The sequence below is a fragment of the Streptomyces sp. JB150 genome (assembly GCF_011193355.1).
Classification (GTDB): Bacteria; Actinomycetota; Actinomycetes; order Streptomycetales; family Streptomycetaceae; genus Streptomyces.
Genome location: NZ_CP049780.1, coordinates 4,714,026 through 4,723,511, shown reverse-complemented (window position 1 = coordinate 4,723,511; position 9,486 = coordinate 4,714,026). Strand labels below are relative to the sequence as shown.

At 72.4% G+C, this 9,486-nt stretch carries 10 protein-coding genes; 7 read left to right on the top strand and 3 right to left on the bottom strand.

Annotated features, from left to right (window positions below; all coding sequences use genetic code 11):
• Nucleotides 1–145: 145 nt before the first annotated feature.
• Nucleotides 146–796 carry a PH domain-containing protein gene (locus tag G7Z13_RS22045; protein ID WP_240926311.1) on the bottom strand — a complete coding sequence of 217 codons (651 nt, stop codon included), beginning with the start codon at nt 794–796 and terminating at the stop codon, nt 146–148.
• 122 nt (nt 797–918) lie between these two features.
• Between G7Z13_RS22045 and deoC the strand changes: the two genes are divergently transcribed.
• From deoC to G7Z13_RS22030, 3 genes are read left to right on the top strand one after another with little or no spacing between them, the layout of a single operon-like run.
• Nucleotides 919–1,878, top strand: a complete 960-nt coding sequence (deoC, locus tag G7Z13_RS22040) for a deoxyribose-phosphate aldolase (protein WP_166005195.1) — start codon at nt 919–921, stop codon at nt 1,876–1,878.
• 6 nt (nt 1,879–1,884) lie between these two features.
• Nucleotides 1,885–3,336: an aldehyde dehydrogenase family protein gene (locus G7Z13_RS22035; protein WP_166001891.1), complete on the top strand. Its 1,452-nt coding sequence runs from the start codon at nt 1,885–1,887 to the stop codon at nt 3,334–3,336.
• Nucleotides 3,329–4,222, top strand: coding sequence for an aldehyde dehydrogenase family protein (locus G7Z13_RS22030; protein ID WP_166001889.1), 894 nt, complete (start codon nt 3,329–3,331; stop codon nt 4,220–4,222). Before G7Z13_RS22035 ends, G7Z13_RS22030 begins: the two co-directional genes overlap by 8 nt.
• A 77-nt stretch (nt 4,223–4,299) precedes the next feature.
• Here the strand turns inward: G7Z13_RS22030 and G7Z13_RS22025 are convergent, their stop codons facing one another.
• The gene (locus G7Z13_RS22025) at nt 4,300–4,713 is read right to left on the bottom strand and encodes a hypothetical protein (RefSeq protein ID WP_166001887.1); all 414 of its coding nucleotides are present in this window, start codon (nt 4,711–4,713) and stop codon (nt 4,300–4,302) included.
• 161 nt (nt 4,714–4,874) lie between these two features.
• Here G7Z13_RS22025 and G7Z13_RS22020 point away from each other — a divergent pair, with 161 nt between their 5' ends.
• Nucleotides 4,875–5,477, top strand: a complete 603-nt coding sequence (locus G7Z13_RS22020) for a uridine kinase (protein ID WP_166005193.1) — start codon at nt 4,875–4,877, stop codon at nt 5,475–5,477.
• A gap of 137 nt (nt 5,478–5,614) precedes the next feature.
• On the opposite strand, the gene G7Z13_RS22015 is transcribed toward G7Z13_RS22020, so the two are convergent.
• A complete protein-coding gene (locus G7Z13_RS22015) occupies nt 5,615–6,358 on the bottom strand; it encodes a SigE family RNA polymerase sigma factor (protein ID WP_166001885.1) in 744 nt (247 codons plus the stop codon).
• 230 nt (nt 6,359–6,588) lie between these two features.
• Here G7Z13_RS22015 and afsQ1 point away from each other — a divergent pair, with 230 nt between their 5' ends.
• From afsQ1 to G7Z13_RS22000, 3 genes are read left to right on the top strand one after another with little or no spacing between them, the layout of a single operon-like run.
• Nucleotides 6,589–7,266, top strand: coding sequence for a two-component system response regulator AfsQ1 (afsQ1, locus tag G7Z13_RS22010; protein WP_166001883.1), 678 nt, complete (start codon nt 6,589–6,591; stop codon nt 7,264–7,266).
• Entirely contained in the window at nt 7,263–8,849 is a 1,587-nt protein-coding gene (locus G7Z13_RS22005; protein WP_166001881.1) for a HAMP domain-containing sensor histidine kinase, read from the top strand. Before afsQ1 ends, G7Z13_RS22005 begins: the two co-directional genes overlap by 4 nt.
• Complete coding sequence (locus G7Z13_RS22000; protein WP_166001879.1) at nt 8,849–9,463, top strand: hypothetical protein; 615 nt, start codon at nt 8,849–8,851, stop codon at nt 9,461–9,463. Before G7Z13_RS22005 ends, G7Z13_RS22000 begins: the two co-directional genes overlap by 1 nt.
• Nucleotides 9,464–9,486: the final 23 nt, after the last annotated feature.

Genomic DNA, 9,486 nt, shown 5'->3' with positions numbered 1-9,486 from the left:
CCGCTCAGTCCCCCCCACCCAGCCCGGCCACCCAGCCCGCCCCGCTCAGCCCAGTACGCCCAGCCCAGCCCAGCCCGCTCAGCGCACCCACCAACGCCGGCCCGCTCAGCGCACCCACCAGCGCCCCCGACGCCACAAACGCCCCTCAGCCCACCCCGATCAGCACCGCCAGCAACACCGCCCCCGCCACCGCGGGTGCCGCGATCTCGTAGGCCCACCGCACGGTGACCTGCCCCTGCGCGCTCTCGGCCTTCTCGCGCGCCTCCAGCAGTTCCCGCAGCTCGTCCATGATCTGGTCGGACTGGGCCCGCACCGGCTCCTCCGGCACGGCGGCCCCGCCGCCGAACCCGGCGAGCCCTCCGAGCCCCCGATCCCGGCCCCCGAGGACACCGGGCGCCCCGACGCCCCGCCGGGCCTCCCGCCGCGCCGCCTTCTTCCGCGCGCGCAGGGACACCGGGATGGCCCACAGCTGGTACTTCTTCCCGGACTTGGCGACGACCTCGTTCGAGTACCCGGACCGCAGCGAGGCGACCTCGCCCCAGGGCAGCACGACGACCCGGAACGGGTTGCGGACGCGCAGCCGGTCGTCGTCGGCGGACACGGCGGGCCGCAGCGTGAAGGCGGTCACGAGCGGCACGATCAGCAGCAGCGCCGCGAGCGCCAGCCAGGGCGTGCGCCCCTCACCGGCGACGATCGCGTCGATGCCGAGCCACGCGGCGAGGCCGAGCAGCAGCACACCGCCGGCGATGCCCGCGGGCGAGCGGTAGATCCGGTCCTTGGACTCGGTGGAGGTCATGGCCCGATTCTGCCCGACGCCCGCGGCCACGCTCATCCGTGGGGTTGCACACCCGATCGAGCACGGATGAGCGCCGGGGGGTGTACAGCAGCTACGCGCGTAGATATGCTCGTCTGGTGACCATGCCCACTACTGCCCCCGCCGCACACGCACTGAGTGACGTCACCGCGTCCGACAGCACGCTGCGCCGTTTCCTGCACGGGCTGCCCGGCGTCGACGCGGTCGGCCTGGAGGCGCGCGCCGCCTCTCTCGGCACCCGTTCCATCAAGACGACCGCCAAGGCGTACGCCATCGACCTGGCCATCTCGATGGTCGACCTGACGACGCTGGAAGGCGCGGACACCCCGGGCAAGGTCCGGGCGCTCGGCGCCAAGGCGGTCCACCCGGACCCCACCGACCGCTCCACGCCCGCCACCGCCGCGGTCTGCGTCTACCCCGACATGGTGGCCGCCGCGAAAGAGGCCGTGGCCGGCTCCTCGGTGAAGGTCGCCTCGGTCGCCACCGCCTTCCCCGCGGGCCGCGCCCCGCTGGAGGTGAAGCTGGCCGACGTCCGTGAGGCGGTCGCCGCGGGTGCCGACGAGATCGACATGGTCATCGACCGCGGCGCGTTCCTCGCGGGGCGCTACCTGAAGGTGTACGACGAGATCGTCGCCGTGAAGGAGGCCTGCGGCGCGGACGCCCGCCTGAAGGTCATCTTCGAGACCGGCGAGCTGTCGACGTACGACAACATCCGCCGCGCGAGCTGGCTCGGCATGCTGGCCGGGGCGGACTTCATCAAGACCTCGACCGGCAAGGTCGCCGTCAACGCGACCCCCGCGAACACGCTGCTGATGCTGGAGGCCGTGCGGGACTTCCGCGCGCAGACCGGCGTCCAGGTCGGCGTGAAGCCCGCCGGCGGCATCCGCACCTCGAAGGACGCCATCAAGTTCCTGGTCCTGGTCAACGAGACCGTCGGCGAGGACTGGCTGGACAACCACTGGTTCCGCTTCGGCGCGTCCTCGCTCCTGAACGACCTGCTGATGCAGCGGCAGAGGCTGGCCACCGGCCGCTACTCCGGACCCGACTACGTGACGGTGGACTGAGACCCCATGAACAAGGAAAAGCCGGCATCGGCATTCGCTTACGCACCGGCCCCCGAGTCCCGCTCGGTCGTCGACATCGCCCCCTCGTACGGCCTGTTCATCGACGGCGAGTTCACCGAGGCGGCCGACGGCAAGGTCTTCAAGACGGTCAGCCCCTCCACCGAGGAGGTGCTCTCCGAGGTCGCGCAGGCCGGCGAGGCGGACGTGGACCGTGCGGTGCGGGCCGCCCGCAAGGCCTTCGAGAAGTGGTCGGCGCTGCCCGGCAGCGAGCGCGCCAAGTACCTGTTCCGCATCGCCCGGATCATCCAGGAGCGCAGCCGCGAGCTGGCGGTCCTGGAGACCCTGGACAACGGCAAGCCGATCAGGGAGACCCGCGACGCCGACCTGCCCCTGGTCGCCGCGCACTTCTTCTACTACGCGGGCTGGGCCGACAAGCTCGGCCACGCGGGCTTCGGCGCGAACCCCCGCCCGCTGGGCGTGGCGGGCCAGGTCATCCCCTGGAACTTCCCGCTGCTGATGCTGGCGTGGAAGATCGCCCCGGCGCTGGCGACCGGCAACACGGTCGTGCTCAAGCCCGCCGAGACGACCCCGCTGTCCGCCCTGTTCTTCGCGGACATCTGCCGACAGGCGGGCCTGCCGAAGGGCGTCGTCAACATCCTCCCCGGCTACGGCGACGCGGGCGCGGCGCTGGTGGCCCACCCGGACGTGAACAAGGTGGCCTTCACCGGCTCCACGGCCGTCGGCAAGGAGATCGCCCGCACGGTCGCCGGCACCCGCAAGAAGCTCACGCTGGAGCTGGGCGGCAAGGGCGCCAACATCGTCTTCGACGACGCCCCCATCGACCAGGCCGTCGAGGGCATCGTCAACGGCATCTTCTTCAACCAGGGCCAGGTGTGCTGCGCGGGCAGCCGCCTGCTGGTGCAGGAGTCGGTCCACGACGAGCTGCTGGACTCCCTCAAGCGCCGCCTGTCCACGCTGCGCCTCGGCGACCCGCTGGACAAGAACACCGACATCGGCGCGATCAACTCGGCCGAGCAGCTGGCCCGGATCACCGCGCTCGCCGAGCGGGGCGAGGCGGAGGGCGCCGAGCGCTGGTCGCCGGCCTGCGAGCTGCCGGAGAGCGGCTACTGGTTCGCCCCGACGCTGTTCACGGGCGTCACCCAGGCGCACACCATCGCCCGCGACGAGATCTTCGGCCCGGTCCTGTCGGTGCTGACGTTCCGCACCCCGGACGAGGCCGTCGCCAAGGCCAACAACACGCAGTACGGCCTGTCGGCGGGCATCTGGACGGAGAAGGGCTCGCGGATCCTCGCCGTGGCGAACAAGCTCCGCGCGGGCGTCGTCTGGTCCAACACGTTCAACAAGTTCGACCCGACCTCGCCGTTCGGCGGCTACAAGGAGTCGGGCTTCGGCCGCGAGGGCGGCCGCCACGGCCTGGAGGCGTACCTCGATGTCTGACCGTCTCAGTGTGTTCAAGACCTACAAGCTGTACGTGGGCGGGAAGTTCCCGCGTTCGGAGAGCGGCCGGGTGTACGAGGTGACGGACTCCAAGGGCAACTGGCTGGCCAACGCGCCGCAGTCGAGCCGCAAGGACGCCCGGGACGCGGTGGTCGCGGCCCGCAAGGCGTTCGGCGCCTGGTCGGGCGCGACGGCGTACAACCGGGGCCAGGTCCTCTACCGCGTCGCGGAGATGCTGGAGGGCCGCCGGGAGCAGTTCACGCGCGAGGTCGCGGACGCGGAGGGCCTGTCGAAGTCCAAGGCGGCGGCGGTCGTGGACGCCACGATCGACCGCTGGGTGTGGTACGCGGGCTGGACCGACAAGATCGCCCAGGTGATCGGCGGCGCCAACCCGGTCGCGGGCCCGTTCTTCAACCTGTCCTCGCCGGAGCCGACGGGTGTGGTGGCGGTCGTCGCCCCGCAGGAGTCGTCGTTCCTCGGCCTGGTCTCCGTGGTCGCCCCGGTGATCGCGACGGGCAACACGGCGGTCGTGATCGCCTCGGAGCGCTCCCCGCTGCCCGCCCTGTCCCTGGGCGAGGTCCTGGCCACCTCCGACGTCCCCGGCGGCGTGGTGAACGTCCTGTCCGGCCGTACGGCGGAACTGGCGGCGCCCCTGGCCGCGCACCAGGACGTCAACGCGATCGACCTCGCGGGCGCCGACGAGGCGCTGGCCAAGGAGCTGGAGATCGCCGCGGCGGACAACCTCAAGCGCGTGCTGCGTCCACAGCCTGTGGACGAGTCCGGCTGGTTCGCCACCCCGGGCACCGACCGCATGACGGCCTTCCTGGAGACCAAGACGGTCTGGCACCCGACGGGTTCGCTCGGCGCGTCCGGCTCGTCGTACTGACGGAAGCCGCCCACAGCCAGAGGGCCGCGTCTCCCCTCCGTCCGGGGGAGCCGCGGCCCTCTGTCCGTCGGCGCGGATCAGCCCCGCACGCCGCCCGGCAGCCCGCTCGCCTGCTCCACCACCGGCAGGCTGCCGACGGACGGCGCCTGGGCGACCGGCCGGGTCAGCATCCGGGAGGACACCGGCTGGAAGTCGGCGACCTGGGTGCCGACGCCGTTGTCGAGCGGGTCGACGCCGGTGCCGGCCAGCGGGTTGGGCTTCAGGCTGGCGACCGGACCGGTGACGTAGCCGGCCGTGCCGGTCAGCGCCTGGAGTCCGGCCTGCGCGTCGGTCTTGCCGAGGGAGGCGGGCCGGGTGTGCGTCACCCCGGCGACCGTCTCGGTGTCCGCGGCGGCCGTGCCCGCGCCGGCTCCCAGCGCCACCCCCGCGGTCGCGAGGGCGACCAGGGCGCGGCGACCGGTCGGAGTCTGTGAGATGTCGTGTCGGGCCATCGCTGCTGCCACCTTCTGCTGCTCAGGGTAGTCGATCGGCCACAAAGGGTAGTTGACGTGTGACGCGTGCTTCAAAGCCGACCCGCGGGGTCGTTCGGGGGCCGCCCGATGCCGCACACTGGTGACCCGTGAGTTCCCATCCGCCCATACCCACGCGCGTCGTGCTGCTCTGCGGCCCGTCCGGCTCCGGCAAGTCCCTTCTCGCGGCCCGCTCCGGCCTTCCGGTGCTGCGCCTCGACGACTTCTACAAGGAGGGAACCGACCCGACGCTGCCGCTGGTGGCGGGGAGTTCCGACATCGACTGGGACCACCCCGGCTCGTGGGACGCGGACGCCGCGGTCGCCGCGATCGAGGAACTGTGCCGCACCGGCCGTACGAACGTTCCCGTCTACGACATCTCGCTGAGCGCCCGCACCGGCGCCGACGCGATCGACATCGGGCGGACCCCGCTGTTCATCGCGGAGGGCATCTTCGCCGCCGAGATCGTCGCCCGCTGCCGGGAACTGGGCGTGCTGGCCGACGCGCTGTGCCTGAGCCGCGGCCCGGTGACGACGTTCCGCCGGCGCTTCCTGCGGGATCTGAGGGAGGGCCGCAAGTCGGTGCCGTTCCTGCTGCGCCGCGGCTGGCGGCTGATGCGCGACGAGCGGTCCATCGTGGCCCGCCAGACCGCGCTGGGCGCGCACGCCTGCGACCGGGACGAGGCGATGGGCCGGCTGGCCGCCGCGGCGGCCGGGCGCTGCGTCACGGCCCGTACGGCGGCGTAGCCCCACCGGCGCGGAGAGCGCGCACAGCGGAACGGGACTGGACGGACCCCCCGGCCCTCCAGCCCCGCTCCTTCTCCCCCCGTGGAGATCCCCCCCCCAGGATCCCCCGTGTTCCCCCCGTGGTCCCCCCCGGACCTTCAGGCGACGAGCTCCCCGAAGGCGTCCTCCTCGTCACGGCCGAAGCTGAGGACCTCGTCCTCGCGCAGCCGGCGCAGCGACCGCCAGATGCTGGACTTCACCGTGCCGACACTGATGCCGAGGATGTCCGCGATCTCCGGGTCCGTGCGGCCCTCGTAGTAGCGCAGGACCAGCATGGTGCGCTGGAGTTCGGGCAGCCGGGCGAGCGCCTGCCACAGGACGGCGCGCAGCTCGGTGCCGCGCATGGCGTCCGTGTCGCCGGGCGTCTCCGGCAGTTCCTCGGTCGGGTACTCGTTGAGCTTGCGGCGCCGCCAGGCGCTGATGTGCAGGTTGGTCATGGTGCGGCGGAGGTATCCGCCGACCGCCGCCTTGTCACTGATCCGGTCCCACGCCCGGTAGGTCGAGAACAGCGCGCTCTGCAGCAGGTCCTCGGCCTCGAAGCGGTCGCCGGTGAGGTGGTAGGCGGTGGCGTACAGGGAGGCGCGGCGCTCCTGGACGTAGGCCGTGAACTCGGCCTCCGACGGCGGGCGGCGCTCCCCCGATTCCTCCCTGTACGCGGTTCCCCCGTTGGTTCCCCCCGTGAAACCGTCAACCACCGTCATGATCGCGGTGTGCTGACGCCCGGTGCCGCGAGCGCACCCCCGCCCGCTCACGGCACCGGACTTCTCGGAACCCCGGTGCATGTGCACGTCGTGCAGACGCGTGATCACTGCGCTGGTGCTGGTGCCGTGCAGCGTGTTCATCTCGCGCCCCCCGTCGTGGACTTCCGGTGTTCGGTCCTGCTTCCGTGCTGGTGTCCACAACTCTGCCAGGGGGACTTCATCACCGTGTCCGCCGACTGTCACAGACCTGTCACAGGGGTGCCCCGCGGGAAGAACCGGGGAGAACACGGCGCGGTCACAGAGACGAGCGGTACGGCTACGCGGTTGCCCGAGTGTCGAATCCCGCACCGCCATGGGCCAGAATGAGGCCCGTGCCTTCCCTGTTGCTGATCGAGGACGACGACGCCATCCGTACGGCCCTGGAGCTCTCCCTGACGCGCCAGGGACACCGGGTGGCGACCGCTGCCAGTGGTGAGGACGGTCTGAAGCTGCTGCGTGAGCAGCGGCCGGATCTGATCGTGCTGGATGTGATGCTGCCCGGCATCGACGGGTTCGAGGTGTGCCGGCGCATCCGGCGCACGGACCAGTTGCCGATCATTCTGCTGACCGCGCGCAGCGATGACATCGACGTGGTGGTGGGCCTGGAGTCCGGTGCCGACGACTACGTGGTGAAACCGGTGCAGGGGCGGGTCCTCGACGCCCGGATCCGGGCGGTGCTGCGGCGCGGGGAGCGGGAGTCGAACGACTCGGCGACCTTCGGCAGCCTGGTGATCGACCGCGCGGCGATGACGGTGACGAAGAACGGGGAGGACCTGCAGCTCACGCCGACCGAGCTGCGGCTGCTCCTGGAGCTGAGCCGCCGGCCCGGCCAGGCGCTGTCCCGGCAGCAGCTGCTGCGGCTGGTGTGGGAGCACGACTACCTGGGCGACTCGCGCCTGGTGGACGCGTGTGTGCAGCGGCTGCGCGCGAAGGTGGAGGACGTGCCGTCGTCGCCGACGCTCATCCGTACCGTCCGTGGTGTCGGCTACCGGCTGGACCCGCCTCAGTGACGGACCGGCGAGGGGGTTTCCGCGGCTGGGCCGCGGCACGCAAGGGAGTTCTGTCCGGGCTGCGCTTCACCAGTCTGCGGCTGCGGCTGGTGGTGGTGTTCGGGCTGGTCGCGCTGACGGCCGCGGTGTCGGCGTCGGCGATCGCGTACTGGCTCAACCGGGAGGCGGTGCTCAGCCGTACCCAGGACGCGGTGCTGCGGGACTTCGAGCAGGAGATGCAGAACCGCGCGGGCGCGCTGCCGGAGCATCCGGGTCGCGACCAGCTGCAGCACACGGCGGGTCAGATGGCCGCCGGGGGCCAGCAGTTCGCGGTGCTGCTGGTCGCCGAGGACCATGCCGGGCGCACGGTGTACGGCAGTTCGGGCGGTCTGAACGGGTTCTCGATCGCGGACGTGCCCGCGTCGCTGCGCGAGGCGGTGAACAAGGAGCAGCCGCTCACTGCCGGCAACAAGTCGCCGTACCACCTGTACTGGCAGCGGACCGTGGACGACGGCACGCCGTACCTGGTGGCGGGCACCCGGGTGATCGGGGGCGGGCCGACCGGGTACATGCTCAAGTCGCTGGAGCCGGAGGCCAAGGACCTCAACTCGCTGGCCTGGTCGCTGGGAATCGCCACCGGGCTGGCGCTGATCGGCTCGGCGCTGCTCGCGCAGGCCGCCGCGACGACCGTGCTGAAGCCGGTGCACCGGCTGGGAGTCGCCGCGCGGCGGCTCGGGGAGGGCAAGCTGGACACCCGGCTGCGGGTGTCGGGCACCGACGAACTGGCCGATCTGTCGCGGACGTTCAACAAGGCGGCCGAGGCGCTGGAGAAGCGGGTCGCGGACATGGCGGCGCGGGACGAGGCGTCGCGGCGGTTCGTCGCGGACATGAGCCATGAGCTGCGGACGCCGCTGACGGCGATCACGGCCGTGACGGAGGTGCTGGAGGAGGAGCTGGACTCCGAGGCCGGCGGCATCGACCCGATGATCGAGCCGGCGGTACGGCTGGTGGTCAGCGAGACGCGGCGGCTGAACGACCTGGTCGAGAACCTGATGGAGGTCACCCGGTTCGACGCGGGCACCGCGCGGCTGGTCTGCGACGACGTCGACATCGCCGACCAGATCACCGCGTGCATCGACGCGCGGGCCTGGCTGGACGCGGTGGAGCTGGACGCCGAGCGCGGCATCCACGCCCGGCTGGATCCGCGCCGCCTGGACGTGATACTCGCCAATCTGATCGGCAACGCGCTCAAGCACGGCGGGTCGCCGGTGCGGGTGTCGGTGCGGGAGGCGGACGACGCGGTGGTGATCGCCGTACGCGACCACGGACCGGGCATCCCCGAGGACGTGCTGCCGCACGTCTTCGACCGGTTCTACAAGGCCAGCGCCTCGCGGCCGCGTTCCGAGGGCAGCGGGCTCGGTCTGTCCATCGCGCTGGAGAACGCGCACATCCACGGCGGTGAGATCACCGCCGAGAACTCGCCCGAGGGGGGCGCGGTGTTCACGCTGCGGCTGCCGAAGGACGCCTCGGAACTGGCGCGGCAGGACTCCGAGAAGGCCGCGCGGAACGCGGGCGACGGCGGCGCGAAGGGGAAGGGTGCCTGATGAACGGAGGCCGTCCGCTGAGGGCCGTACTGCTCGCCGGGGTGGCCGCCGGGCTGCTCGCCGGGTGCGGGATCCGGGCGACCGAGGTGCCGACGGACTTCGGGCCCGCGCCGTCGCGCGCGCACTGCTCGCTCACCGCGCCGGACGTGACGACGCAGGCGTCGCGCGGGATGCCGGTGCAGGTGTTCCTGCTGTGCGGGTCGTCGCTGGTGACCGTCGACCGGACGGTACGGGTCGCGGAGGGCGCGACGGACGCCGAGCGGCGGGTGCTGGTGGCCCAGGGGCTGCTGGACGAGCTGGCGAAGGCGCCGTCGCCGGCCGAGACGGAGGCCGGCTACCAGACGGACGTGCGCGGCGGGACGACGGTCACCGGGCCGCGCGCCGGTGACCCCGAGGACACCCTGCGGCTGAGCACCCCGCCGGCCGCGCTCCCCGGCGCCGCCCTGGCCCAGGTCGTCTGCACGTTCTCCGACTCGGCGGCGGCCGAGGGCGACGGCTCGGTCATCCTGGGCGGCCCCGACGAGACCGCACCGCGCCGCTACGAGTGCACGGACGAACTGCGCGCCCACCCCGGCGCGACGGAGCCGCCCTCGTCGGCCGTGTCGGACGACTGAGGGCGCCCGCGCCCCGCGTCCCG

Coding starts and splice junctions, on each gene's coding strand:
- G7Z13_RS22045 (WP_240926311.1), bottom strand. CDS start 796: ATGACCTCCACCGAGTCCAAGGACCGGATCTACCGCTCGCCCGCGGGC.
- deoC (WP_166005195.1), top strand. CDS start 919: ATGCCCACTACTGCCCCCGCCGCACACGCACTGAGTGACGTCACCGCG.
- G7Z13_RS22035 (WP_166001891.1), top strand. CDS start 1,885: ATGAACAAGGAAAAGCCGGCATCGGCATTCGCTTACGCACCGGCCCCC.
- G7Z13_RS22030 (WP_166001889.1), top strand. CDS start 3,329: ATGTCTGACCGTCTCAGTGTGTTCAAGACCTACAAGCTGTACGTGGGC.
- G7Z13_RS22025 (WP_166001887.1), bottom strand. CDS start 4,713: ATGGCCCGACACGACATCTCACAGACTCCGACCGGTCGCCGCGCCCTG.
- G7Z13_RS22015 (WP_166001885.1), bottom strand. CDS start 6,358: ATGAACACGCTGCACGGCACCAGCACCAGCGCAGTGATCACGCGTCTG.
- G7Z13_RS22000 (WP_166001879.1), top strand. CDS start 8,849: ATGAACGGAGGCCGTCCGCTGAGGGCCGTACTGCTCGCCGGGGTGGCC.